Raw genomic sequence first — 22,830 nt, 5'->3', positions numbered from 1 at the left:
CGGCAAGGCGTCGCCGCAAGACTAAGCGGCCGCATCGCGCGGGGCAAGCGTCGCGACGCGGCCGAGAGCCTGTTCAACGCCTTTTCGCCACCGCGCCGAACGCTGCGGTGAAAAGACATTGAACAGGCGCTTACTGCTGCTCGCCGGGGTAGACGATCTCGGCGCGACGGTTGCGTTCCCACGCCTCTTCGGTGTCGCCCTGCTCCAGCGGTTTCTCCTCGCCGAAGCTCACGGTCTCGATCTGGGCATCCTGCACGCCGTAGGCATTCATCAGCTTCTTCACCGCATCGGCCCGCTTCTGGCCCAGTGCCAGGTTGTATTCGGCGGTGCCGCGGTTGTCGGTGTGGCCCTGGACGATGACGCGTGCGCTCTTGTTGTCGAGCAGGTACTTCGAATGGGCTTCGACCAGCGGGGTGAATTCCTGCTTGACCGCGAAGGAGTCGTAATCGAAGTACACGCGGCGCTGCGACAGCACGTTGTTCGGATCGGTCAGCGGGCTGTAGCCCTTCTGCGCCAGATCGTTGCCGCTGGTACCGCCGGAGGTGGTGCCCGAAGTGGTGGTGCCATTGGTGACCGGGGCCGGCGTCGGCGCGGCGCCACCCTCGTTCTTCGGCGTGCTCGAGCACGCGGCGAGCAGCGCGGTCATCATCAGGCTCAGTGCAATCTTCTTCATGGTGCTAGCTCCTTCTCATCGTGATTCCATGCACGGCCACGCCGTGCGCTCGACCGGGCTTCCCACCCGGCCCTGGCTTGCGATTCCCCCAACATAGCCGGCGCAGCTTACTGCGTGCCCCGCCATGCTGACAGGCCGTCCAACCCCGCTCAGCGGACCATCGGCCCCCAAGCCGGCTGGCGCACGTCGCCGGCCTGCGCACGCAGCCGTTGCTTGACGCGGCCGTCGCGCGACACGGCGGCCAACGTGCCGCGACCACCGATATCGGTTTCGTAGAGGATCATCCGGCCATTGGGGGCAAAGGTCGGTGAATCGTCGAGGCTGGTGTCCGTCAGTACCTGTACCTGGCGGCTGGCCATGTCCATCACCGCTACGCGGTAGCCGCCATCACGGGTGATATAGGTGAGGGTCTTGCCGTCGCGCGACAGTTTGGGCGAGGCGTTGTAGCTGCCGCTGAAGGTCAGCCGCTCGGTGCCGCCACCATTCACCGTCATTTTGTAGATCTGCGGGCTGCCGCCACGGTCGGAGGTGAACAAGATGCTGCCGCCGTCCGGCGTGAAATAGGGCTCCGTATTGATTTCACCGGTATGGGTCAGCCGGCGCGGCGTGCCACCGGTCACCGGCACAGTGAAGATCTGGCTGCCGCCATCACGTGTCAGCACCACGGCCAGCGTCTGGCCATCGGGCGACCAGGCCGGGGCTGAATTGCTGCCCTTGAACGCCGCCGCCTGCCAGCGCTTGCCGGAGGCGAGCTCCTGCACGTAGACGATGGGTTTCTTGTCCTCGAAGGACACGTAGGCCAGGCGCCCGCCTTCGGGCGACCACTTGGGCGACATGATGGGTTCGTTCGAGGCGACGAGGGTCTGCGCGCCGAAGCCGTCGGCATCGGCCACCTGCAATTGGTAACGGGCTCCGGTCTTCACCACGTAGGCGATACGGCTGGAGAAGGCGCCGGGCTCGCCGGTGATCTTCTGGTAGATCATGTCGGCGATCTGGTGCGCCACGCGCCGTAGCTGCGTCGGCTTGGCGCGCTTTTCGTGGGCGATCAGCGTCTGCTTGGTGGCCAGGTCGACCAGCCAGAACTTCACCGATAGCGTGCCATCACCGGCCGGCGTGACCTGCCCGACCACGGCGGTCTGCGCGCCACGGCTGGTCAGTTCGCCATGTGGCACCTGCGTATCGCTGTACGGCACCGGCGACAGGTTGCCGGCGCCGATCACCTTGAACAGGCCGCTGCGCGCCAGATCATCGCTGATCACGGTGCTGACCGGCTGCGGCTGGCTGACCTCGTTCTGGAACGGGGCGATGGCGATCGGATACTGGTTGGCACCGACGCCGACCACTTCGATGGTCATGTCGGCGCGGGCGGCGGTGGCGGCGAGCAGCAGGCTCGCCATCATCCATTTCAGCAAGGCTCTCAACGCGTTTCTCCTTATCGTCTCCGCCGCGTCAGTCGCGCAGGCGGAAGGTAATCGTCCATTCACGCTCGCCGCCGGTGAACGGCTTGTTCGATGGCAACGGCGGGAACTGGCCCAGCGCCATGATGGCGCGATGCGTGGCCTCGTTGTAGGCGGCGTCACCGGATGAGCGCACCAGCATCGCGCTCTGGATTTCGCCGCTGGGCAACAGACTGATCTTGTAGACGGCGGTCGGGTTCCCGGCGGTGTTGTCATCGAACACCGTACGTGAGCGGATCAGGTCGATCACCCGGCCCTTGTAATTGGCCAGGTCGGCGCCATTGGCGCTGCTGCCGCGGCCAGTGCTGCCAGCCGGCGCATCCGGATTGCTGCCTTGTCCGCCGGCCTTGCCGCCCGGTTGTGGCTTGGCATCGGGCTTGATCAGCGCATCGGTGCCAAGCAGCTGGTCCATCTCGCTCGGCTTTTTCGTCGGCTTGGGTTTCGGCGGTTGCGTCGGTTGCTGCGTGGGCTTGGCGGCCGGCGTTGGTGCCGGTTTCGGTGTCGGCGTGGCCTTGGGCAGCGGCGTTGGCGTGGGAGCAGGCGTCGGGGTCACCTTGGCCGGTGTCGGCTTGGGCTTGATGCGCTCGGTGGCGATATCCGGCTGTTTCACCTCAGGTTGCGGTGGTCGCGGTGGTTCCGGGCGCACTGGCTCGGATTTCGGCACTTCGCGGGCTTCGCTCGGCGCCGCAGGCGGCGGGCCCCACAGCTCGACCACCACCGGCTCGGGTTTCTTGGTCTGCCATTGCACCGAGATCAAGAGGAAGGCGCCGAACAGCAGGTGCACGACGATGGCGAGCGCAAAGCTCAGTCCCTGGTGCGCCTCGCGCGCTTGGAGCTGGAGTCGGGGGCTCATTGTCCCGGCTTCTGCTCCACCAACAGGCCCACGCGCGGCACCTGGGCGCGGCGCAGCGCATCCATGGTCTGCATCACCACTTCGTACTTCACGTCCTTGTCGGCGGCGATCACCACCGGGCGATCCGGCGTAGCGGCGAGCTGGCCCTGGATGGCGGCGACCAGTGCGGCATTGTCGGCGGCGGCGCTGCTGGTACCGTCGACGATCAGCTTGAGCTGGCCACTACCATCGATTTCCACGCGCAAGGGCTTGGCCGCAAGCTCGCGATCGGTGGTGGCGCCCACCGAGGGCAGGTTGATGGTGCCCTGCTGCATCATCGGCGCGGTCACCATGAAGATGACGAGCAGCACCAGCATCACGTCGATGTAGGGTACGACGTTGATGTCGTTCATTGCGCGACGGGGGCGGCGATGTCCGGCCATGGTGCTCCCCTTACTTCGCGGCCTGCCGCTGCAGGATGTTGAGGAATTCCTCGGAGAAGGCATCGAAGCGGCTGGCAAGACCGTCGACATCGTGCGCGAAACGGTTGTAGGCCACGGTGGCCGGAATCGCGGCAAAGAGGCCGATTGCTGTGGCGACCAGTGCTTCGGCAATGCCGGGGGCGACGGTGGCGAGTGTCGCCTGGCCCACGTTTGCCAGGCCGCGGAAGGCATGCATGATGCCCCACACGGTGCCAAACAGGCCGATATAGGGCGAGACCGAGCCGACCGAGGCAAGGAAGGCCGTGTGCTTGTCGAGAAAATCGAGCTCGCGCTGGGTGGCGGCACGCATGGCGCGGCGGGTGCCGTCCATGATGTCCGACAGCTCCATGCCGCCGCGCTGGCGCAGCTTCTGGAACTCGGTGAAGCCGGCGACGAAGATCTTCTCCAGCCCGATGTTGTTGTTGCGCCGGGTGCTGTCGTACAGCGCGGCGAGGTCGGTGCCGCTCCAGAAGCGGTCCTCGAACTCGTCGGTGCGGCGAATCGCCGACCTCAGCGTGAAGAACTTGCTGAAGATGTGCCACCACGACAGCAGCGATAGCAGCGCCAGCAGCGCCATCACCAGTTGCACGACGAAGCTGGCTTCCAGCACCAGCGTCAGTATCGACATGTCTTGTGCGCCGATTGCGACGTCCACCCTGTTCTCCCTCGATTCGTGTTCAGGCCGTTTTTACACCAGGACGGCCGATGATGACCCGTAATAATGCCGCAAATGCATTGCATTCGCTGTTTGCCTGCTCACTGCAAGCTTTCAAACGCCATCCTGCCGCGGTGCCGGCAGGCCGAAATGCTGGTAGGCCAGCAAGGTGGCCATGCGGCCGCGTGGTGTACGCTGCAGCAGGCCCTGCTGGATCAGATACGGTTCCAGCACATCCTCGATGGTGTCGGAGGCCTCGCCGATGGCGGCGGCGACATTGTCGAGCCCGACCGGGCCGCCGCCGAACTTCTCGATCACCGCTGACAGCAGCTTGCGGTCCATCACGTCGAGCCCGGCATGGTCGACATCGAGCATGACGAGCGCAGCATCGGCGACATCGCGGGTCACCACGCCGTCGTGCTTGACCTCGGCGTAGTCGCGCACCCGGCGCAGCAGGCGGTTGGCGATCCGCGGCGTGCCGCGCGAGCGGCGTGCCACCTCGAACGCGCCTTCCTGCTCCATCTGTACGTTCAGCAGCCCGGCCGAGCGCTCGACGATGCGAGTCAGTTCCTCGGCCGTGTAGAACTCCAGCCGCGCGACGATACCGAAACGGTCGCGCAGGGGGTTGGTCAACATGCCGGCTCGCGTGGTGGCGCCGACGAGCGTGAACGGCGGCAGGTCGAGCTTGACCGAACGGGCGGCCGGGCCCTCGCCGATCATGATATCGAGCTGGAAATCCTCCAGCGCCGGGTAGAGGATTTCCTCGACCACGGGGCTCAAGCGGTGGATCTCGTCGATGAACAGCACATCGTGCGGTTCCAGATTGGTCAGTAGCGCCGCCAGATCGCCGGCGCGCTCCAGCACCGGGCCGCTGGTCTGGCGCAGGTTCACGCCGAGCTCGCGCGAGATGATGTGCGCCAGCGTGGTCTTGCCGAGGCCCGGCGGGCCGAACAGCAGCACGTGATCGAGCGCCTCGCCGCGCTTCTTGGCCGCCTCGATGAAGATTTCCAGCTGGCCGCGCGCCTTCTTCTGGCCGACGTACTCGTCGAGCAGCTTGGGCCGCAGCGCGCGTTCCAGTGCCTCTTCCTGCTGCGACATCGTCTTGGCGGTGACGATGCGCTCGGGCGGCGCGGCGGAAAGGGAGTCGGTTTCGATCATCGGCAATAACGGCTGGCAAGGAAGTGGAAGCCGGCGACCAGTACCACGGCCGCCATGTATCCGGCCATGATATCGGAGAAATGATGCACGCCCAGTACCACGCGGGCGAGGCCACCAGCCAGCAGCCACGCCAGGCCGAGCGCCCACCACAGCTGCCGGTGGTGCGGCCAGCGCCGTGCCAGCAAACCAGCGGCGGCCAAGCCCAACGCAGCGGCAGCCATGGCGTGCCCACTGGGAAAGGACGAGCTGTGCGTGTGCATCAGCGCTTCCAGCGCAGGTCGCGGCCGATCGGTCAGGTATTTGAGCAGCCAGTTCACGCCCCAGGTGCCGAGCAGGAACAGCGGCAGGCCAGGCCAGGCGGGGCGACCGAGCTGGCGCAGCAGCCAGCCGAGCACACTGGCGACCAGCAGCGTGCCGACAAGGCTACCGGCAAGGCCCAGCGCCCGCGCGGTGGCGACCCAGCCGGGCCGGGCGTCGTACAGCCAGGCAAAGGCGGCGGTATCGAGCTGGCCGAGCCAGGACGCGGACAGGCTGGCCGCCAGCAGCAGGTAGAGTAGGGCCGCGATCGCGGCGGTCAGTGCGCCCGCCCGCATCACACCTTGGCGAGGCTCTTCAGCGCGAGGCGGATGCCGTCATTGACGTCGACATCGACCGGTAGCGCCTTGATCGCCGCGGTAGCTTCGCGCTCGTTGTAGCCGAGCGCCAACAGCGCGTGCTGGATGTCGTTGGTGGCGTCGCCGGCGGCGAACAGCGGGCCGCTGACCTTGGCAGCGACAGCCGGCGTGGTCGGCAGGCTGCCGAGCTTGCCTTTCAGCTCCAGCACCAGTCGCTCGGCTGTCTTCTTGCCTATGCCCGGCACCTTGGACAGTCGTGCCACGTCCTCGCCGGCGATGGCCAATGCCAGCTCGTCGCTGGACAGGCCGGAGAGGATGGCCAGTGCGATCTTGGCGCCGATGCCGGTGATCTTGATCAGGTGGCGGAACAGGTCGCGCTCGGCACGGGTGGCGAAGCCGTACAACAGCTGTGCATCCTCGCGCACTACCAGATGGGTGTAGAGCTGGGTATCGGCGCCGAGTACGGGCAGCACGTAGAAGGTGCTCATCGGCACATCGAGCTCGTAGCCGACGCCGTGCACATCGAGCACGATCTGCGGTGGTTGTTTTTCCAGCAGTTTGCCGGCAAGGCGACCGATCATGAGGGAAACCCGGGAAGAAAGCCGCCAGTATACGGTGGATGCGAAATCGCGCCGCAGTGGCGGCGCGATGGCATGCGTGCGCCCCGAACCGCTGGGCGATCAGTCGAACAGTTCTTCCAGGAAGCTCTTCTTGCGATAGGGCTTGTGGCCCTTCTGGTAGTGATCGCCGTGATACTGCTGTGGCTGCTGGAATTGCTGCGGCGGTTGCTGCTGGTAGGCGGGGGCGGGCTGTGGTGCCGGCGGCTGGGACGGTGCCATCTCGCGCGTGGCCCGCTCGATGATCTTGTCGAGCTCGCCGCGATCGAGCCACACGCCGCGGCATTGCGGGCAATAGTCGATTTCGACGCCGGCGCGCTCGCTCATCACCAGTTGCGCGGTCTTGCAGACGGGACAATCCATGCTTCATTCCTCAGGCAGGCAAAGCTGCTGAGACGGGTTGCCGTGCCGACGAGTTCCGTTCGCGTGATGCGGGTTCAGCCCAGCCGGCCGCGACGGATGGTCAGCCCGCTGCCCAGCTGCCGAGCCACGCCGCCTTGATGCTGCGCGTGGGTCAGCGCCACCGCGAGCGCGTCGGCGGCATCCGCCTGCGGCATGCCGGAGAGCCGCAGCAGCCGCTGCACCATGTGGCCGACCTGGTCCTTGTCGGCGTGGCCGTTGCCGACCACCGCCTGCTTCACCTGTAGCGCCGTGTATTCGGCGATCGGCAGGTTGGCGGTGACGAGGCCGGCGATCAGCGCGCCGCGGGCCTGCCCCAGCAGCAGTGTCGATTGCGGGTTGACGTTGACGAACACGATCTCGACCGCGGCGATGTCGGGCTGGTAAGTGGCCACGACCTGGGCTACGCCGTCGAGCAGCGCCTTCACCCGCTCGGGCAGCGTGCCGTTGGTGGGGGTCTTGATGCAGCCGGAGGCGACGTAATGCCGGTTCTGCCCGGCCACGTCGATCACGCCGAAGCCGGCGACGCGCGAGCCCGGATCGATGCCGAGCACGCGCATCAATCGTCCCCGATCACCGAGTCGCCCTTGGCGAAGGTCCAGGTGCGGCTGATGCCGATGATGTCGGTGTCCTTGCGGATTTCCGGCGGGAAGGGGCCGAACGGTGCAGCCCGCTTGACGATGGCGATGGCAGCGGCATCGAGCTCGGCGTTGCCCGAGGACTTGGCGACCTCGGCCAGCATCAGATTGCCGCTGGCATCGATCTCGATGTTGAGCAGCAGGCGGCCGTAGAGCTTCTGGCCGTACTTGTCGACCGGGTAGGAGAGGTTGCCGAGGCGCTCGACCTTCATCCGCCAGTCCTCGACATAGCGGGCGAAGCGGTATTCCTTGGCGCGGGCGCCGATGAAGGTCTTGCGCGGCCGGGTCTGGTACTGCTCCCAGCGCTTGCTGATCTGGGCGGCCGAGCCGGACAGCTCGCGCGCCTGCTGGCGCAGGTCCTCGGGATCGAGCCCGTCCTGCGATTCCGCCGGCTTGTCGCTCTTTTGCGGCGCGGGCAGCGTGGCCTCGCGGCGATCGAGCTTGGTCATCAGCTGCTGGGCTTCCTGCTCCAGCTGCTTCTGCTTGCGTTGCGTGCGTTCGAGCTCGACCGAGCTGGTTTGCGCCTGCACCGGCAGGGGACTCTTCACCCGGCGATTCTCGGCATCGGTGTTGCCGCCGCCGTCGAGATTGACCTGGGCTTCGACGTCGGCCTTGGTCGGCGCGCTCTCGGTGCGCTGGTTCACCAGCACCACTTCCAGCGGCTGGCCGGAGAACAGCGTGCGCGGGTCGGGCATCACGAAGCGGATGCCGAAGATGGGCGCTGCGTGCACCAGCACGGACAGGAGCACGGCGACTGCCATGAAACGTTGCGCGCGATCCATCGGTGGTTCCGTAAGCAATGCCAAGTAAAAGAGAATCGGGCGAGTGTAGCATGGGGGTCCGCCGCCCTGCGTGCGACCATGGTGACCGTTGCGCCACGCGGGATACACGGCCGGCTGTTGCGTTGCGGGCGGTGGGGGCCTTGCATAAACTGCGCTATATCCTCACGTAAGAGAGAATCAGATGCGCGTTCTAGCTCCGACCCTGGTTTTTGCCCTTGCCCTGTCCTGTAGCCATGCGGCCGAAGATGGTGCCAAGGTGGCGGCCAAGTACAACTGCCTGGCCTGCCATGCCGTCGATCACAAGATCGTCGGCCCGGCCTACAAGGACATCGCGAAGAAGTACCGGGGCCAGAAAGGCATCGAAGCGAAGTTGATGGCCAAGATCAAGCAGGGCGGCGCTGGCGTCTGGGGGCAGATCCCGATGCCGGCGCAGCAGATTGGCGACCAGGACCTGCGCACCATCGTGCACTGGGTACTGGCGCAGTAGCAGGAGGGTCTGAACAGGCGGTGTTCGTGCGTATTGCGTAGCGCACGCCAACTGATTAAGCTCCCTGCCCATTTGGCGGTAAAGTGCCGTAAGGTACCCGCCGCTGCAGTTCTGAGAAGCGAGCACAACAATGGCCAAACTCACGGAACAAGACATCCTCGCCTGGAATGGTCCGGAAGAGGATTACATGAACGCAGATCACCTGGCGTTCTTCAGGGATAGGCTGTTGCAGATGAAGGCCGAGCTGCTGGCCAACGCCAACCAGACCAGTCAGCACCTGCAGGAGCAGGAAGCCACCCCCGATCCGGCCGACCGCGCCACGCTCGAGGAAGAGTATGCGCTGGAGCTGCGCACCCGGGATCGCGAGCGCAAGCTGCTGCTCAAGATCGACTCCACCGTGCGCAAGATCGACGACGGCTCCTACGGCTATTGCGAGGACACCGGCGAGCCGATCGGCCTTGCCCGCCTGCTCGCCCGGCCGACAGCATCGCTGTCGCTGGAAGCGCAGGAACGTCGCGAGCGGCTGAAGAAGCAGTACGCCGACTGATGACCCGCGCCGTTGCGTCTGATCGCGAGACCGGCGCCCGCGCGCTGGTCGCCCGGTCCGGCGCGCGCATCACCCCCTGGCGGGTGAAGGTGCTGCAGGCGCTGCTCGATGCGCACCGGCCGCTGTCGCATCAGGACGTCCTAGCCGCGCTCGATGACGAGGCGGACCGCGTCACGGTCTACCGCGTGCTCGAATGGCTGACGGAAGTGGGCCTCGCGCACAAGCTGGCGGGCGATGATCGCGTTTGGCGTTTTTCGGTATCGTCCCCGGCGCCGCACCGGCACGCGCACTTCCACTGTCACGTCTGCGGGCATTTCTATTGCCTCGAGGATGTGAGCGCCGATCTGCCGGTCACTCTTCCCTCCGGTTTTGCCGCCGAAGCCGTTGAAATCACGGTCAAAGGCATTTGCGCGGACTGTCGATAGGCGCTAATCTAGCCCTTCGCCAAAATTTAATGCATTGCGACATACGATAGCCTCAGCGCTATCCTCGGAGTCGTCGCCATGCTGTCAGGACCGCCCATGCAATACCAGACCGACGACGTACGCATCCGCGAGATCAAGGAGCTGCTGCCCCCGATCGCGCTGCTCGAGAAATATCCTGTCACCGAGACCGCGTCGGCCACTGCATTTGAATCCCGTCAGGCCATCCATCGCATCCTGAATGATCAGGACGATCGCCTGCTGGTCATCGTCGGCCCCTGTTCCATCCACGATATCGACGCCGCGCTGGAATATGGCCGCAAGCTCAAGGTGCTGCGCGAGCAGTACAAGGATCGCCTCGAGATCGTGATGCGGGTCTATTTCGAGAAGCCGCGTACCACCGTAGGCTGGAAGGGCCTGATCAACGATCCGTACCTCAACGGCAGCTTCAATATCAATGACGGCCTGCGCATCGCGCGCAAGCTGCTGCTCGACCTGAACGACATGGCGCTGCCGACGGCAGGCGAGTTCCTCGACATGATCACGCCGCAGTACATGGCCGATCTGATGAGCTGGGGTGCCATTGGCGCGCGCACCACCGAATCGCAGGTACACCGTGAGCTTTCGTCCGGCTTGTCCTGCCCGGTCGGCTTCAAGAACGGTACCGACGGCAATCTCAAGATCGCCATCGATGCGATCCATGCCGCCGGGCGCCCGCACCATTTCCTGTCGGTGACCAAGTACGGCCATTCGGCCATCGTCTCCACCGCCGGCAACCCGGATTGCCATGTGATCCTGCGCGGCGGCAAGGAGCCGAACTACGACGCCAACCATGTGCGTGCCGCCCAGGCGGACCTGGCTGCTTCCGGCCTGCCGCAGAAGGTGATGGTCGATTTCAGCCATGCCAACAGCCGCAAGGATTACCGCCGTCAGGTGGAGGTCTGCAACGACGTCTGTGCGCAGATCTCTTCCGGTAACGACGGCCTGTTCGGCGTGATGATCGAATCGCACCTGGTCGAAGGACGTCAGGACCTGATTGGCGACAATGCAGCCTGCTACGGCCAGTCGATCACCGATGCTTGCATCGGTTGGGAAAGCACCGAGCAGTTGCTGGCCGATCTGGCCAATGCCGTAGCCGAGCGCCGCGCCTTCAGCCGGCTGGAAACTGCCACCGCCTGAGCATATTGCTTGCTAGCCAGCGCCCCGCTTTGCGGGGCGTTGTCGTTTTTGGCGTTGCCCACGTTTGCACGGCCTCGCTATGCTGGCTTGTCGTCGTACCGAGCTTGCCATGGCGCTTCCACTGCATCTGCTCACCCCGCGCAATGCGCCGCTGCCCTGGCGCAAGGCCTTTTGCGCGCTGCTTGCCGTGGCCGTGCCAGCGATAGCCGCACTCGCCATCGGCCAGCCGTGGGGCGTACTGTTCGGCGCCATCGGCGGGCTCTATGCCAGCTTTCTCGATTTCGGCGGCACGTTGCGCCACCGGTTGCTGACGCAGGCTGCAGGCTTGGCGTTGATCGTGGGGGCGGCCGTGCTCGGCCATCTGGTCGGTGCGAACTCGCCCTGGTTGTTCCCGCTGTTCGCCGCGCTGGCGCTGGGGACCAGCTGGGCCGATGGCAGCGGCGTGGCACTGGAATCGATCTTCCGCTTCGCGCTACTCGCCTTCCTGCTCTACGCGTTCGTTCCCGCGCCGCCGGCTGAAGCGCTGGCCTTCGCTGCCGTCGGCATCGCGGTGGGCTTGGTTGCTGTGGGCGTTGACAGCCTGTTCTGGCCCCGCGCCTTGCCACGCCAGCACCCGGGGCTTGCCAACAGCGTGCGGCAGATCGCCCGCGGTGAAACGGCTGGCTGGCGTCATGCTGTGGGCTATGCCGCGACCTGTTGCTTCGCGCTGTGGCTGGCGCTGGACCTGCACTCGGCACGGCCGGCCTGGGTGGCAGCGGCGACGCTGTTTGCCATTCGCCCGGATGGGCCGGACAGCCTGCGCCGCTTGTTCCAGACCGCGTTCGGCACGCTGGTGGGGGTGGCCGGCGCCTGGCTGCTGGCCCACCTGACGCCGCATCCTTTGATGCTGCTGATCGGGGTGCTGGCACTGGCGTTCTATCGGCCGCTCGCCATGGTGCACAACGTATGGCTGCACAGCGCCACGCTCACGGCCTTCATCCTGCTGCTGTTCGAGATTGCGCTGCTGCCGGCCGGCGGTACGGCCGGGGCGGCCATCCTGCGCGAGCGGCTGAACGATGTGATGCTGGGATCCCTGGTGGCGTTGGTGGGCGTGGCGCTGTTCAACAGTGCAGCGCGGCGACACCTGCTGGCGCGCCTGGGCGGGCGCTAACGGCCCAGTGCCTGTCGTACCCAGCGCTCGACCGCGCCTTCGTCGATCACCCCGTCGGGGCCAGGGCTGACCTGCGACAGATCGACGCCGAGCCGGGCGGCCAGCGCCGCAGCATCGCGGCTGACCTGCAAGAGATCGGCATGGACTGCGGCAACGGGTGGCACATCGGCGATGGCGCAGGCAGGGGGTAGCCCGTCGACCAGCGCCAGCCAATCCGATTCCTCTTCCTCGATTTCCATCATCAGCAGCAGCTCATCGCTGCCGACCTGGTCATCCACCGCGACGACGAGGCTGGCAACCACGCCGGCCGATGGCGCATGCACCACGAGGCGTTCCCCGCCCGCCTGCAGCGAGACCAGTGGCGCATCGTTGCCCACCCACAGGCCCGGGGCGGCGTGGATATCGATCACTGTGGCGGGCTGGCCAAGCGTGGGGGCGCAAATCAAATGGGTGGTGGTCTGGCGCATGACGTGACTATTCCACGAGCGCGCCCGCCACGCCACCCTGGCCCATCGCGGCTTGATCTGAACCAAGATCGTCCGCCGTTCGCCGAACTATGATGCTGGGGTGTCTGCAGCCGATGCCATCCATGTATCGGCGACGCAGAAAGCGGCTCGGACATTGCAGTGCAACATCCGCACGCCTACGATGTTCCGCAGCCCAAACCCGGTGACCCCGCAGGAGCACACATGGTCCACGAAAACATCCTGTTCGACGACATCCGTCCGGGCATGCGCTATGCGCGCAAGCACACGGTGAAGACGAATGACGTCACGCTGTTCGGCATGATCGCCGGTTCGCGCGGGGAGGGCGAGTTGTGTAGCGTGCCCGCCATCGGCGCCTTCCCGTTGTTCTCGTCGACCACCGTCAATTTCTTTCCAGGCAATGGTTCCATCCTTGCCGGGCATGAGCTGAAATCGCACGGCTGGATCCGTGAAGGCGACGAGCTGACCATCGAATTGCAGGTGACGGAAAAGCACGAGGTCTCCAAGCAGGTGGTGGTGGCGTGCCGCTGCACCAACCAGTCCGGCGAAACCATCGCCTCCGGCCCCATCGTGGTGGTTCCGCCCACTGAAAAGCGGCTGAACCGCTTCGATGACCCACCGCAGCTCACGTTGCGGCAACACCACGTGTTCGCCGCGCTGCGCGCCAAGGCGGACGATCTGCCGCCGGTGCCCACCGCCGTGGTCCATCCTTGCGATCACGATTCGCTGCTGGGCGCGCTGGAAGCAGCCAAGGCCGGCCTCATCATCCCGATCCTGGTTGGGCCACGTACCAAGATCGAAGCGCTGGCGCAGGCCGAGGATGCTGATCTCTCGGGCGTGCGCATCGTCGATGCCGAGCACAGCCACGACGCCGCCAACAAGGCGGTGGCACTGTGCCGCAATGGCGAGGCCGAGGCGCTGATGAAGGGTAGCTTGCATACTGATGAGATGATGCGCGCTGCGATGAGCTCCACCACCGGCCTGCGCAGTGGCAAGCGCGTGTCGCACGTGTTCGTGATGGATGTGCCCGCCTATGGCCGCCCGCTGCTGGTAACCGATGCCGCGATCAACATCGCCCCCGATCTTGCCGGCAAGGTGGACATCACCCAGAACGCGATCAATCTCGCGCACATCCTCGGCATCGCCGAGCCCAAGGTCGCCATCCTGTCGGCGGTGGAAACGGTGTACGACAAGATGCCGTCGACGCTCGATGCCGCCTTGCTGTGCAAGATGGCCGATCGTGGCCAGATCACCGGCGGCGTGCTCGACGGCCCGCTGGCGTTCGACAATGCCATCTCGATGTCCGCTGCCAAGACCAAAGGCATCAAGTCGCCGGTGGCCGGGCAGGCCGACATCCTGGTGGTACCCGATATCGAGGCTGGCAACATGCTGGCCAAGCAGATGAGCTATTTCGCCGGTGCTGATTCGGCCGGCATCGTGCTTGGCGCGCGCGTGCCCATCGTGCTGACCAGCCGCGCCGATGATGTGAAGACCCGCCTCGCCTCCGCCGCCGTGATGGTGCTGGTGGCGCACGCCGGTCGCAAGGGAGCCCCGCATGCCTGAGCAACAACTGATCCTCGTCATCAACGCCGGCTCGTCCAGCATCAAGTTCTCACTGTTCGAGCAAGGCTCGACCGACCCCACCCTGCTGTACAAGGGGCAGGTCGAAGGCATCTATACCGAGCCGCATTTCTCGGCCAAGGATGCGGCCGACACCAAGCTTGCGGATGAAGCATTGCCGGCCAGCCAGCCCAAGAGCCACGACAGCGCGCTGCGCCACATCCTGGCGTGGCTGCGCGAGCACACCGCCGGACGCACGCTGGCGGTGATCGGCCACCGTGTGGTGCATGGCGGCCGGCGCTTCTCGCACCCCGAGCGAGTTACGCCGGAAGTCATCGCCGAGCTGGAGCTGCTGGTGCCGCTGGCGCCGCTGCATGAGCCACACAACATCACGCCGATCCGCATCCTAGCCGAGCTGCTGCCCGAGGTGCCTCAGGTGGTGTGCTTCGATACCGCCTTCCACACTACCCAACCCGACGTGAACCAGCTCTACGCGCTGCCGCACCAGCTCTCGGAAGCCGAGGGCATCCGCCGCTATGGTTTTCACGGGCTGTCGTACGAGTACATCGCCAGCGTCCTGCCCGGCATTGATACCCGCGCCGCCGAGGGCCGTACCGTGGTTGCCCACTTGGGCAATGGTTCGTCGATGGCGGCGCTCGACCGCTGCCGCAGCATTGCCTCTACCATGGGCTTCACCGCGCTGGAAGGGCTGCCCATGGGCACGCGCAGCGGCTCGATCGATGCTGGCGTGGTGCTGCACTTCCTCAACCACCTGAAGCTCGACGCCAAAGCCATCGAGGACCTGCTGTACAAGCAATCCGGCCTCTTGGGGCTATCCGGGCTCTCCAGCGACATGCGCGAGCTGCGTGGTAGCGACGACGAGCACGCCCGCTTTGCCATCGACTACTTCGTCAGCAAGATCGCCCGCGAAGGCGCCTCGCTCGCGACGGCGCTGCAAGGCTTCGATGCACTGGTATTCACCGCCGGCATCGGCGAGAACGACGTGCTGACGCGTCGCGATGTGTGCCGACAGCTGCGCTGGCTGGGCGTGGAGCTCGACGAGGCGGCCAATGCCGGGCGCAGCAGCGCACCGCGGCGGGTGTCGCTGCCGGAGAGTCGCGTCAGCGTCTATGTGATTCCCACCAACGAAGAGCTGATGATCGCCCGCCACGCGCTGCATTGTCTGGCGCACTGATCGCACTAGTCAGCACAAGGGCGGCCCGCGGGCCGCCCTTGTCATGCGCGCTTCATCTGGAACGCCAATACTGCGACGCTTGTCAGCGACCTCGTCCCATCCCTACGATAGCGGCTCTTTCACGCGGAGTAGCCAGATGCAAGACCTCGATGCGGTCATCGATATGTCGCTTGAGCCGCGGCGAATCAATCCGACGGGTTGTATCCGCTGGTTAAAGGATGCATGGATGCTGTTCTCCGTACATGGCCTCACGTGGTCCACCATGTTTTGGCTGATGTTCTTGATGGTGCTGTTTTGTATGTTCATTCCTTTGCTGGGAACGGCATCATCACTACTGAACGTCATGTTGTTTGGTGGACTGATCGCATCGATCGATGCTGCCCGTAATGGTAAGAAACTTGAACTTGGTGGGTTGTTTGTTGGGTTCAAGCACTCTCTTGGAGAATTGCTGCTGACAGGGGTGCTTCTGCTGGCTGTGAGCATCTCCACCTTGTTCGTTTTGTTCGTCATCATGATTGCAATCGGCAGTCCCTACCTGTTGATGATCACAAAAGGGCAGTTGACCCCTGAGCTTCTCAAATCCCCCGAAATCGCAGCCGGTGTACTCGCAGTCATGCTGACTTGTGGGCTGGTGGTGCAACTGGTGAATAGTGCGTTCATGTATGCCCCCATGCTGGTGGTTCTCCGTCGGTTCAAGGCGATGGATGCGATGAAATTGAGCGTAGTGGCGTGCTGCAGAAACATCCTGCCGTTTTCGTTGCTCGCGCTGATTTGCCTACCAGTACTGCTTCTTGTGCCGCTTACGTTTGGGTTGGCGCTGCTTGTGTTGATGCCATTCGCAGCGCTGGTGAGTTACACCAGCTTCATCGATATCTTTGGCGAAGGGAACTGACGTGTCCGAGAGTCCATTCAAGGGCAAGACCGGTGTGCAGCGGGTGATCAATGCACTGGGCTATTCCATCGACGGCCTCAAGGCGGGTTGGGACAACGAGGCGGCGTTCCGCCAGGTGTCGCTGCTGGCCTGTGTCGGCGTGCCGCTGGCCTTCATCCTGCCGCTGCCGGGCTGGGCCCGGGTGGCAGTGATCGCCAGCCACCTGCTCACCGTCATCGTCGAGCTGCTCAATTCGGCCATCGAAGCGGCGGTCGATCATACGTCGCTGGAAAAGCATCACCTCGCCAAGCGTGCCAAGGATCTTGGCAGCGCCGCGCAACTGGTCTGTCTGGTGAATCTTGCGCTGATGTGGGGCTTGGCACTGCTTCGCTGACTGCACGCGAGGCCGCAATAAAAAACGCCCGGTCACGGGCGTTTTTTCGTCGTCGGTCTCGATTCACTCCAGCTTGCGCAGCTCGGATTCGATATCGGCCAGCAGGATGTTGAGCGCCGAATCGGAGATCAGGATCTCGCCCAGGCACAGCATCAGCGAGACGACCATCAACAGCAGGCTGCCACCGAACAACAGCTGTGCGCCCACCGGCTGGTGGACGAACATCAGCACCATCGACACGAGGCAGCACAGCAGGCTGACGATGCCGAAGGCCTGCATGCCGCGGATCAGCGCCACGCGCCGGCGCAGGTTGCCCAGCTGGCGCAGGTTGTTCGCATGCGGCTCGCGGTGATGGGCCTCGTAGAGCTGGCGGATGATGGTGGAAAGTGCAAGAAAACGGTTGGTATAGGCGAGCATCAGCAACGAAATCGCAGGGAAAAGCAGCGATGGCGTCGTAATGCTGAACTCATCCATTCTTCTTGAAATCCTTGATCACATGTTGCTGCCGACGGCTGACGGCCAGGCGATCCGGCACATCGCGCAGCACGGCCACCCAGTGCGTCTCGCCCCCGTTGGAGGGTACCTTCTCGAAGCCGATCAGGGAATCGCGGGCGACTAGGCAATTGCGGTGTATCCGCACGAAGCGGCTGCCAAACTCCTCTTCCAGCCGCGTCAGCGAATCCTCCAGCAGGTACTCGCGCTCGCGGGTGCGCAGCGTGATGTATTTCTGTTCGGCCTTCAGGTAACGCGCCTCGGCCACCGGGATCAGGTGCAGGCGGCCGCGTTCGGTCACGCTGAAATGGCTACGCGCGGTGGATGACGGTTCGGCCACGCTCTTGGCCTCGCGCTGCTCGCGCACGCGATTGAGCGCGTCGAGCAGGCGCTCGCGCCGGATGGGCTTGAGCAGATAGTCGATCGCGCGCACTTCGAAGGCGGCCACGCCGTATTCCTCGAAGGCGGTGGCAAAGATCACCGCCGGCGGCTGCGACAGCCCCTGCAGCTCACGCGCCAATTCGATCCCGCTCATTTGCGGCATCTGGATATCGATGATGGCGGCATCGGCATCGGCCTCGGCCAGCTGCGACAGCGCCGACACCCCGTTGGTGGCGGTACCGACGATTTCCAGTGGAAACTCGGCGGCACAGTCGTTCAGTACGTCTTCCAGGCGGCGCAGCGCCGGTAACTCGTCATCGACCAGAAAAAGGCGCAATGGCGTCGTCATGAGCAATCTCCCGGTAAGGGACCACAATGTGTACTTGATAATAGCCGTTCACGGCTTGCGTCGTGAGGTTGGCTTCGGCGTCGAAATGCAACAGCAAGCGCTCGCGGATGTTCTCCAGCGCAATGCCGTTCCCCTGATGCTGTCTTACCGCGTCCACTGGCGGCAGCGGATTGCGCACGTCCAGATGGAGCTGGTCGCGGATGCGGAAAATATTGACCTGGATCGGCGCCGGTTCCAGCGCCGGCTCGATGCCATGATAGATGGCATTTTCGACAAGTGGCTGCAACATCAAGGGCGGCACCGCGGCATCGCCCGGCATGTTGTCGATATGCCAGTCCACCTTGAGTCGTGCCCCGAGGCGCACCGCTTCGATATTGAGATAGCGCTTGGTCAGGTCGACCTCGCGATCGAGCCGGGCCAGTTGGCGATTGTCCTTCATCAGCACGCGAAACAGGTCGGCCAGATCTTCCAGCATCTGCTCGGCTTTCACCGGCTCGTAGCGGATCAGCGACAGCACGGCGTTGAGGCTGTTGAAGAAAAAATGGGGGCGGATGCGCGATTGCAGTGCGGCGAGCCGTGCCTCCGACAGGCGCGGCGACAGCGAACGCTGGCGCAAACGGAAATAGCCGAGCAGCGTCAGCGTGATGGCGAGGATGGCGAGTGCGCCTGCGAGCAGCGTCGGGCCGCCACCTTCTACAGGCAGCACGATGGCCCGACCGATACTGCCGCCAAGGATGGCGATCAGGCAGACCACCGCGGCGCCCCAATTGTAGGGCAGGCGTGCGAGCAAAGGGCTCGCCAGCCCGAGCAGCAGCAGCGCCGGCAGCAGGGAAAACTCCAGCCAGAGCACGGCATCGGAGAAGCGCGAAGCCCATAGCGTCCAGTTGGACAGCCCGATGAGCGAGTAGACGAACAGTGCCAGATGCGCAAACACGAGCACGCGCAGCACCACGCCCATATTGCGGAAATCCGGCAACAAGTCCGGCTCGGTCGCTGGATTCACCCTGAGCTCGCTGAATGTTTATGTTGAAAGCGCTGCCTACACTATAAACAAAGTCCGATTTTGCCAAGCAGGGCCTCCCTGACCCGTTGCATGTCCCTTGCCATCGTCCATAGCCGCGCCCTGTTGGGCCTCAATGCTCACCCTGTGGTGGTCGAGGTCCATCTGGCCAACGGCCTGCCTGCTTTCAACCTGGTGGGCCTGCCTGACACCGAAGTGAGGGAAAGCCGCGAACGGGTGCGCGCAGCACTCACCGTCTCTGGCTTCGACTTCCCGGCCCGTCGCATCACGGTGAACCTGGCACCGGCCGATCTCCCCAAGTCGTCCGGCGTTTATGACCTCGCCATCGCCGTTGGCATCCTCGTCGCCAGCGGGCAGTTGCCTGCCGATACGCTCGCGCAGTACGAATTTGCCGGTGAGCTGGGTTTGGCCGGCGATCTGCGCCCGGTGCGTGGTGGTATTGCGCTGGCACGCGCCGCCCATCTGGCCGGGCGTGCGCTGATCGTGCCCTTGCTCAGCGCCAGCGAAGCCGCGTTGATCCCGCAAGCCACTGTCTACGGCGCGCAACACTTACTGGAAATTTGTAAGCATTTTGCGGCAGGCGAGATGCTAACCGCAGTTAGCACACCGACCGCAGCCATGTCAGCCAGCTATCCCGATCTGGCCGACGTACGGGGGCAGGCCCAGGCAAAGCGTGCGCTGGAAATCGCTGCCGCTGGCGGGCATAGCATCTTGCTGGTCGGGCCGCCGGGTACCGGTAAGAGCATGCTGGCCAAGCGTTTACCCGGCTTGTTGCCGCCCATGTCCACCGAGGAGGCGCTAGAGGCCGCGGCCATCCAGTCGCTGGGGCGAGGTGGCTTTGCACCTGCCCAGTTCGGCGCCCGGCCTTATCGCAGCCCGCACCATTCCGCTTCGGCAGTGGCCTTGGTGGGCGGCGGTAGCGTACCGCAACCGGGTGAGGTATCGCTGGCGCATCACGGCGTTTTATTTCTGGACGAGCTCCCCGAGTTCGATCGAAAAGTGCTGGAGATGCTGCGAGAGCCGCTGGAAAACGGCCAGATCCAGATCAGCCGGGCCGCGCATGCCGCCGATTTCCCGGCGCGCTTCCAGCTGGTGGCGGCGATGAATCCATGCCCTTGCGGTTACCTTGGTCATCCGCAGAAGGCGTGTCGCTGTACGCCGGATCAGGTTGCGCGCTATCGCGGCAAGCTGTCCGGCCCGTTGCTGGATCGCGTCGATCTGCTGGTCGAGGTCCCGGCACTGCCGGAAACCGCGCTCACCGGTGCCGCTGACGGCGAAGCGAGCACTGCCGTGCGCGAGCGCGTCGGCGGTGCGTGGGCAAGGCAGCAAGCACGGCAAGGCCATGCCAATGCGGCATTGGAGGCGGGGCAAATCGACACGCACTGTACGCCGGACGAGGCGGCCCGCGCGCTACTCGGTACAGCATTGACGCGGCTGGGCCTGTCGGCCCGCGCCTACCATCGCGTGCTCAAGGTGGCGCGTACCATCGCCGATCTCGATGGCACCGCCGGCATTGGCGCTGGCCATGTCGCCGAAGCCATCCAGTATCGCCGCGCGCTTTAACCTTGGCGCTGCGGCTGGATCGCGCTCGGTGAGACGCCGATCACCCGCTTGAACGCGCGGCTGAACGCTGCCTCGGATTGATAACCCATGCGCAGTGCCAGGCTGGCGAGTGGCTCGGCGCTGCGCTTCAAGCTGGCCAGCGCCACATGCATGCGCCAGTCGGCGAGGTATTGCATCGCGGGCTGCCCTACCAGCTGGGTGAAGCGTGCGGCGAAGGCCGAACGCGACATGCCGATCTGGCTGGCCAGCGTGGCCAGCGTCCACGCCTCGCCTGGATCGCGGTGCATCAGCGCGATCGCCCGGCCGATCTGCCTGTCCTGGAGTGCACCCAACCAGCCTTGCCGGGCTGCCGGATCGCTGGCCATCCACGCGCGGATGGCCTGGATCACCAGCACATCGGCGAGCCGGGCGATCACCGTATCGCCGCCAGGCTGCAGCGTCTGCGCTTCGACGGCCATGAAGCGCAACAGATCGTGCAGCCAAGGTTGGCCGTGTGTGCTGCCGTCGAGCCGCAGCACCGGCGGTAGCAGCGCCACCAGCCGGTGCGCGGCGGGGTCATCGAAGTGCACTGCGCCGCAGATCACCTGCGTGGCTTCGCCGCCTGCACCGTGGCGCAGTACCTCGAAACGGGGCGAGAGCAGCGTGCGATCGAGTTCGAATAGGTCGGTCGTCGCCACGCCAGGCGCGCTGGTCAATGTATGGCCGTGGCCGTGGGGCAACAACACGAAATCGCCCGCACGCAACGGTTCCGGCGTACGGCCCTGGGCATGCAGCCAGCCGCTGCCGCTCGCGACGAAGTGGAACATCAGGCAATCGGGCAGTGGCGGCAATGCCACGCCCCACGGTGCGGTCAGCTCCGAGCGGCAATAGATCAGGCCATTCATGCGCAGGAAATGCAGCGCTTCGGCCAGCGGGTCGACACAGACCCATGCGTCGTCTGGATACATGCGGGCAGTTTAGCGGGTGCATCACACCATCGTCCAAACGGTCTGGACGATGAAGCATGAATCAGCGACTCATCATCATGGATCATCCTGATGTGGCGGTGGATAGTGGACGAACCATCCACAGCAAGGAGTGCCGAGATGAAGATTGCAGTCATGGGTGCGAGCGGTCGCACCGGTTCCCGTATCACCCAGGGTCTGTTGCAGGCCGGCATTGATGTGATTGCGCTGGGGCGCGATGCACAACGGCTCGCGGCCTTGCAGCGCCAGGGCGCGCAGATCGCGCTGGGGGAAGTCGACGACACCGCGTATCTGGCACGCGCCTTCGAGGGCGCGGATGCGGTCTACACGCTGCTGCCGTACGACCTGACCCAGCCTGGCTACTTGGCCAGCCAGGAGCGGCAGAGCACGGCGATGGTCGAGGCCATCGCGCAGGCTGGCGTGGCCAGGGTGGTGCAGCTCAGCAGCCTGGGCGCAGACCAGGCCGGGGCCACCGGCATGATCCGCAGCCTGCATGCGCATGAAGCGCGGTTGGGTGAACTCGCCGGCATTGATCTGCTGCTGCTGCATCCCAGCCATTTCTTCGAGAATTTCGGCCCCGCGCTGCCGGCCATGCTGGCGAGTGGCGTACATGCCGATGCCGTTGCCCCACACATCAAGCTGCCCATGTTGTCGACACACGATATCGCCGATGCCGCCATCGCTGCCTTGCGCGATCCAGACTGGCAGGGCAGGCAGATCCAAGAGCTGCTAGGGCCACGCGATCTCGATTTCGTGGAAGTGACGGCGTTGATCGCCGCGCATGCCGGCCGACCCGATTTGCGTTATCAGCAGATCAGTTCGGCCGAGCTATTGGCGGGCTTGCGCCAGGTTGGCTTTGTGGCCGACGTGGCGGCGCTGTGCGTCGAACTGGTCGAAGCCTTCAACAGTGGCCTGATCCATACAACGCAGGGCCGCAACGCGGCCAACACCACACCGACCGCGCTGCAGGATGCGCTGCCGGGGCTGTTCGCAACCTATGCGAACCTGCCGCAGGACGCAGCTCAGACCGCGACGGTTTCACCCAACTGATCCACCCGCCGATGCCAGTGTTGGGCCAGATGGCCCGGCACGTGGCGATCGATCGCGTGGTGCAGCAGCGTTTCGATGGAACGCCATTGCCGGCGATCGATATCGTCGATCAGCGCGGGCAACTGGCTGGCCGGCCTTGGCAAGCGGTAGCTCTCGCCATCGAGCGCGGCATACCAGAAGGCGATCAGCCGCTGGCGGTAGGGTTGCAGGTCGCTGGCGCGGGATAACCACGGTGCCAGCATCGGGTGCTGCAGCGCGGCGCGGAAGAAATCGTCGACAACGGCGACGATGGTGTCAAAGCCGATCAGGCTGGCAAGTTTTTGCATCGTGGTACTCCTGTTTTTCTATCTGCCCTGTGTTTGCACTTGGCACCAACCACTGCTGGCGATGCATTTGCGTGCCCAAACCTCGC

General features: G+C 64.8%; 28 protein-coding genes. 11 read left to right on the top strand and 17 right to left on the bottom strand.

Annotated features, from left to right (window positions below):
* Nucleotides 1-130 precede the first annotated feature (130 nt).
* From pal to FLM21_RS00600, 11 genes are all read right to left on the bottom strand, one after another.
* The gene (pal, locus tag FLM21_RS00650; protein ID WP_148713714.1) at nt 131-673 is read right to left on the bottom strand and encodes a peptidoglycan-associated lipoprotein Pal; all 543 of its coding nucleotides are present in this window, start codon (nt 671-673) and stop codon (nt 131-133) included.
* 149 nt (nt 674-822) lie between these two features.
* A complete protein-coding gene (gene tolB / locus FLM21_RS00645; protein ID WP_246120798.1) occupies nt 823-2,094 on the bottom strand; it encodes a Tol-Pal system beta propeller repeat protein TolB in 1,272 nt (423 codons plus the stop codon).
* A 28-nt stretch (nt 2,095-2,122) separates the two neighbouring features.
* Nucleotides 2,123-2,983, bottom strand: a complete 861-nt coding sequence (locus tag FLM21_RS00640) for an energy transducer TonB (RefSeq protein WP_148713713.1) — start codon at nt 2,981-2,983, stop codon at nt 2,123-2,125.
* Nucleotides 2,980-3,375: a protein TolR gene (gene tolR, locus FLM21_RS00635; protein ID WP_148713712.1), complete on the bottom strand. Its 396-nt coding sequence runs from the start codon at nt 3,373-3,375 to the stop codon at nt 2,980-2,982. Before tolR ends, FLM21_RS00640 begins: the two co-directional genes overlap by 4 nt.
* A gap of 40 nt (nt 3,376-3,415) precedes the next feature.
* Nucleotides 3,416-4,099 carry a protein TolQ gene (gene tolQ / locus FLM21_RS00630; protein ID WP_444542097.1) on the bottom strand — a complete coding sequence of 228 codons (684 nt, stop codon included), beginning with the start codon at nt 4,097-4,099 and terminating at the stop codon, nt 3,416-3,418.
* A gap of 114 nt (nt 4,100-4,213) precedes the next feature.
* On the bottom strand, nt 4,214-5,257 hold the full coding sequence (ruvB, locus tag FLM21_RS00625) for a Holliday junction branch migration DNA helicase RuvB (RefSeq protein WP_148713711.1): 1,044 nt from the start codon (nt 5,255-5,257) through the stop codon (nt 4,214-4,216).
* Complete coding sequence (locus tag FLM21_RS00620; RefSeq protein ID WP_246120873.1) at nt 5,254-5,850, bottom strand: phosphatase PAP2 family protein; 597 nt, start codon at nt 5,848-5,850, stop codon at nt 5,254-5,256. Before FLM21_RS00620 ends, ruvB begins: the two co-directional genes overlap by 4 nt.
* Nucleotides 5,850-6,452 carry a Holliday junction branch migration protein RuvA gene (gene ruvA / locus FLM21_RS00615; RefSeq protein ID WP_148713709.1) on the bottom strand — a complete coding sequence of 201 codons (603 nt, stop codon included), beginning with the start codon at nt 6,450-6,452 and terminating at the stop codon, nt 5,850-5,852. Before ruvA ends, FLM21_RS00620 begins: the two co-directional genes overlap by 1 nt.
* A gap of 99 nt (nt 6,453-6,551) precedes the next feature.
* Complete coding sequence (locus FLM21_RS00610) at nt 6,552-6,851, bottom strand: TFIIB-type zinc ribbon-containing protein (protein WP_148713708.1); 300 nt, start codon at nt 6,849-6,851, stop codon at nt 6,552-6,554.
* Nucleotides 6,852-6,925: 74 nt separating this feature from the next.
* Nucleotides 6,926-7,447, bottom strand: coding sequence for a crossover junction endodeoxyribonuclease RuvC (gene ruvC / locus FLM21_RS00605; protein ID WP_148713707.1), 522 nt, complete (start codon nt 7,445-7,447; stop codon nt 6,926-6,928).
* Nucleotides 7,447-8,307 carry an energy transducer TonB family protein gene (locus FLM21_RS00600; RefSeq protein WP_148713706.1) on the bottom strand — a complete coding sequence of 287 codons (861 nt, stop codon included), beginning with the start codon at nt 8,305-8,307 and terminating at the stop codon, nt 7,447-7,449. The genes ruvC and FLM21_RS00600 overlap by 1 nt, the downstream gene beginning before the upstream one ends.
* Nucleotides 8,308-8,488: 181 nt before the next feature.
* Between FLM21_RS00600 and FLM21_RS00595 the strand changes: the two genes are divergently transcribed.
* The 5 genes from FLM21_RS00595 (at nt 8,489) to FLM21_RS00575 (ending at nt 12,092) form a co-directional block, all read left to right on the top strand.
* On the top strand, nt 8,489-8,794 hold the full coding sequence (locus tag FLM21_RS00595; protein ID WP_148713705.1) for a c-type cytochrome: 306 nt from the start codon (nt 8,489-8,491) through the stop codon (nt 8,792-8,794).
* Between the two features lie 130 nt (nt 8,795-8,924).
* Nucleotides 8,925-9,341, top strand: coding sequence for an RNA polymerase-binding protein DksA (gene dksA / locus FLM21_RS00590; RefSeq protein ID WP_148713704.1), 417 nt, complete (start codon nt 8,925-8,927; stop codon nt 9,339-9,341).
* On the top strand, nt 9,341-9,766 hold the full coding sequence (locus tag FLM21_RS00585) for a Fur family transcriptional regulator (RefSeq protein WP_148713703.1): 426 nt from the start codon (nt 9,341-9,343) through the stop codon (nt 9,764-9,766). The genes dksA and FLM21_RS00585 overlap by 1 nt, the downstream gene beginning before the upstream one ends.
* A gap of 96 nt (nt 9,767-9,862) precedes the next feature.
* Nucleotides 9,863-10,942, top strand: coding sequence for a 3-deoxy-7-phosphoheptulonate synthase AroG (gene aroG / locus FLM21_RS00580; RefSeq protein ID WP_148713702.1), 1,080 nt, complete (start codon nt 9,863-9,865; stop codon nt 10,940-10,942).
* A 109-nt stretch (nt 10,943-11,051) separates the two neighbouring features.
* Complete coding sequence (locus FLM21_RS00575) at nt 11,052-12,092, top strand: FUSC family protein (protein ID WP_187360028.1); 1,041 nt, start codon at nt 11,052-11,054, stop codon at nt 12,090-12,092.
* On the opposite strand, the gene FLM21_RS00570 is transcribed toward FLM21_RS00575, so the two are convergent.
* Complete coding sequence (locus FLM21_RS00570) at nt 12,089-12,559, bottom strand: hypothetical protein (RefSeq protein WP_148713700.1); 471 nt, start codon at nt 12,557-12,559, stop codon at nt 12,089-12,091. The genes FLM21_RS00575 and FLM21_RS00570 overlap by 4 nt on opposite strands.
* 222 nt (nt 12,560-12,781) lie before the next feature.
* Between FLM21_RS00570 and FLM21_RS00565 the strand changes: the two genes are divergently transcribed.
* The 4 genes from FLM21_RS00565 (at nt 12,782) to FLM21_RS00550 (ending at nt 16,597) form a co-directional block, all read left to right on the top strand.
* Nucleotides 12,782-14,140 (top strand): bifunctional enoyl-CoA hydratase/phosphate acetyltransferase, encoded by a 1,359-nt coding sequence (locus FLM21_RS00565; protein ID WP_148713699.1) that lies wholly within the window; start codon nt 12,782-12,784, stop codon nt 14,138-14,140.
* A complete protein-coding gene (locus FLM21_RS00560; RefSeq protein WP_148713698.1) occupies nt 14,133-15,332 on the top strand; it encodes an acetate/propionate family kinase in 1,200 nt (399 codons plus the stop codon). The genes FLM21_RS00565 and FLM21_RS00560 overlap by 8 nt, the downstream gene beginning before the upstream one ends.
* A gap of 136 nt (nt 15,333-15,468) precedes the next feature.
* On the top strand, nt 15,469-16,224 hold the full coding sequence (locus FLM21_RS00555; RefSeq protein WP_148713697.1) for a BPSS1780 family membrane protein: 756 nt from the start codon (nt 15,469-15,471) through the stop codon (nt 16,222-16,224).
* Between the two features lies 1 nt (nt 16,225).
* Nucleotides 16,226-16,597 (top strand): diacylglycerol kinase, encoded by a 372-nt coding sequence (locus FLM21_RS00550; protein WP_148713696.1) that lies wholly within the window; start codon nt 16,226-16,228, stop codon nt 16,595-16,597.
* Between the two features lie 63 nt (nt 16,598-16,660).
* Here the strand turns inward: FLM21_RS00550 and FLM21_RS00545 are convergent, their stop codons facing one another.
* From FLM21_RS00545 to FLM21_RS00535, 3 genes are read right to left on the bottom strand one after another with little or no spacing between them, the layout of a single operon-like run.
* Nucleotides 16,661-17,071 carry a DUF2721 domain-containing protein gene (locus FLM21_RS00545; protein ID WP_148713695.1) on the bottom strand — a complete coding sequence of 137 codons (411 nt, stop codon included), beginning with the start codon at nt 17,069-17,071 and terminating at the stop codon, nt 16,661-16,663.
* Complete coding sequence (locus tag FLM21_RS00540) at nt 17,064-17,819, bottom strand: LytR/AlgR family response regulator transcription factor (protein WP_148713694.1); 756 nt, start codon at nt 17,817-17,819, stop codon at nt 17,064-17,066. Before FLM21_RS00540 ends, FLM21_RS00545 begins: the two co-directional genes overlap by 8 nt.
* Nucleotides 17,785-18,822: a sensor histidine kinase gene (locus FLM21_RS00535; protein WP_246120794.1), complete on the bottom strand. Its 1,038-nt coding sequence runs from the start codon at nt 18,820-18,822 to the stop codon at nt 17,785-17,787. Before FLM21_RS00535 ends, FLM21_RS00540 begins: the two co-directional genes overlap by 35 nt.
* 90 nt (nt 18,823-18,912) lie before the next feature.
* On the opposite strand from FLM21_RS00535, the gene FLM21_RS00530 reads away from it, so the two are divergent.
* A complete protein-coding gene (locus FLM21_RS00530) occupies nt 18,913-20,403 on the top strand; it encodes a YifB family Mg chelatase-like AAA ATPase (protein WP_148713693.1) in 1,491 nt (496 codons plus the stop codon).
* Here the strand turns inward: FLM21_RS00530 and FLM21_RS00525 are convergent.
* Nucleotides 20,400-21,350: an AraC family transcriptional regulator gene (locus FLM21_RS00525; RefSeq protein ID WP_148713692.1), complete on the bottom strand. Its 951-nt coding sequence runs from the start codon at nt 21,348-21,350 to the stop codon at nt 20,400-20,402. The two genes, FLM21_RS00530 and FLM21_RS00525, sit on opposite strands and share 4 nt — an antisense overlap.
* A 138-nt stretch (nt 21,351-21,488) precedes the next feature.
* Between FLM21_RS00525 and FLM21_RS00520 the strand changes: the two genes are divergently transcribed.
* Nucleotides 21,489-22,418 (top strand): NmrA family NAD(P)-binding protein, encoded by a 930-nt coding sequence (locus tag FLM21_RS00520; protein ID WP_187360027.1) that lies wholly within the window; start codon nt 21,489-21,491, stop codon nt 22,416-22,418.
* Here FLM21_RS00520 and FLM21_RS00515 read toward each other — a convergent pair.
* Nucleotides 22,391-22,744: a globin family protein gene (locus tag FLM21_RS00515; protein ID WP_148713690.1), complete on the bottom strand. Its 354-nt coding sequence runs from the start codon at nt 22,742-22,744 to the stop codon at nt 22,391-22,393. The genes FLM21_RS00520 and FLM21_RS00515 overlap by 28 nt on opposite strands.
* Nucleotides 22,745-22,830: the final 86 nt, after the last annotated feature.

Source organism: Chitinolyticbacter meiyuanensis, assembly GCF_008033135.1.
GTDB lineage: Bacteria > Pseudomonadota > Gammaproteobacteria > Burkholderiales > Chitinibacteraceae > Chitinolyticbacter > Chitinolyticbacter meiyuanensis.
The sequence above is the reverse complement of the archived record's forward strand: the minus strand, read 5'-3'. Positions and strand labels throughout refer to the sequence as shown.

Coding starts and splice junctions, on each gene's coding strand:
- pal (WP_148713714.1), bottom strand. CDS start 673: ATGAAGAAGATTGCACTGAGCCTGATGATGACCGCGCTGCTCGCCGCG.
- FLM21_RS00640 (WP_148713713.1), bottom strand. CDS start 2,983: ATGAGCCCCCGACTCCAGCTCCAAGCGCGCGAGGCGCACCAGGGACTG.
- tolR (WP_148713712.1), bottom strand. CDS start 3,375: ATGAACGACATCAACGTCGTACCCTACATCGACGTGATGCTGGTGCTG.
- ruvB (WP_148713711.1), bottom strand. CDS start 5,257: ATGATCGAAACCGACTCCCTTTCCGCCGCGCCGCCCGAGCGCATCGTC.
- FLM21_RS00620 (WP_246120873.1), bottom strand. CDS start 5,850: ATGCGGGCGGGCGCACTGACCGCCGCGATCGCGGCCCTACTCTACCTG.
- ruvA (WP_148713709.1), bottom strand. CDS start 6,452: ATGATCGGTCGCCTTGCCGGCAAACTGCTGGAAAAACAACCACCGCAG.
- FLM21_RS00610 (WP_148713708.1), bottom strand. CDS start 6,851: ATGGATTGTCCCGTCTGCAAGACCGCGCAACTGGTGATGAGCGAGCGC.
- ruvC (WP_148713707.1), bottom strand. CDS start 7,447: ATGCGCGTGCTCGGCATCGATCCGGGCTCGCGCGTCGCCGGCTTCGGC.
- FLM21_RS00600 (WP_148713706.1), bottom strand. CDS start 8,307: ATGGATCGCGCGCAACGTTTCATGGCAGTCGCCGTGCTCCTGTCCGTG.
- FLM21_RS00595 (WP_148713705.1), top strand. CDS start 8,489: ATGCGCGTTCTAGCTCCGACCCTGGTTTTTGCCCTTGCCCTGTCCTGT.
- dksA (WP_148713704.1), top strand. CDS start 8,925: ATGGCCAAACTCACGGAACAAGACATCCTCGCCTGGAATGGTCCGGAA.
- FLM21_RS00585 (WP_148713703.1), top strand. CDS start 9,341: ATGACCCGCGCCGTTGCGTCTGATCGCGAGACCGGCGCCCGCGCGCTG.
- aroG (WP_148713702.1), top strand. CDS start 9,863: ATGCAATACCAGACCGACGACGTACGCATCCGCGAGATCAAGGAGCTG.
- FLM21_RS00575 (WP_187360028.1), top strand. CDS start 11,052: ATGGCGCTTCCACTGCATCTGCTCACCCCGCGCAATGCGCCGCTGCCC.
- FLM21_RS00570 (WP_148713700.1), bottom strand. CDS start 12,559: ATGCGCCAGACCACCACCCATTTGATTTGCGCCCCCACGCTTGGCCAG.
- FLM21_RS00565 (WP_148713699.1), top strand. CDS start 12,782: ATGGTCCACGAAAACATCCTGTTCGACGACATCCGTCCGGGCATGCGC.
- FLM21_RS00560 (WP_148713698.1), top strand. CDS start 14,133: ATGCCTGAGCAACAACTGATCCTCGTCATCAACGCCGGCTCGTCCAGC.
- FLM21_RS00555 (WP_148713697.1), top strand. CDS start 15,469: ATGCAAGACCTCGATGCGGTCATCGATATGTCGCTTGAGCCGCGGCGA.
- FLM21_RS00545 (WP_148713695.1), bottom strand. CDS start 17,071: ATGGATGAGTTCAGCATTACGACGCCATCGCTGCTTTTCCCTGCGATT.
- FLM21_RS00540 (WP_148713694.1), bottom strand. CDS start 17,819: ATGACGACGCCATTGCGCCTTTTTCTGGTCGATGACGAGTTACCGGCG.
- FLM21_RS00530 (WP_148713693.1), top strand. CDS start 18,913: ATGTCCCTTGCCATCGTCCATAGCCGCGCCCTGTTGGGCCTCAATGCT.
- FLM21_RS00525 (WP_148713692.1), bottom strand. CDS start 21,350: ATGTATCCAGACGACGCATGGGTCTGTGTCGACCCGCTGGCCGAAGCG.
- FLM21_RS00520 (WP_187360027.1), top strand. CDS start 21,489: ATGAAGATTGCAGTCATGGGTGCGAGCGGTCGCACCGGTTCCCGTATC.
- FLM21_RS00515 (WP_148713690.1), bottom strand. CDS start 22,744: ATGCAAAAACTTGCCAGCCTGATCGGCTTTGACACCATCGTCGCCGTT.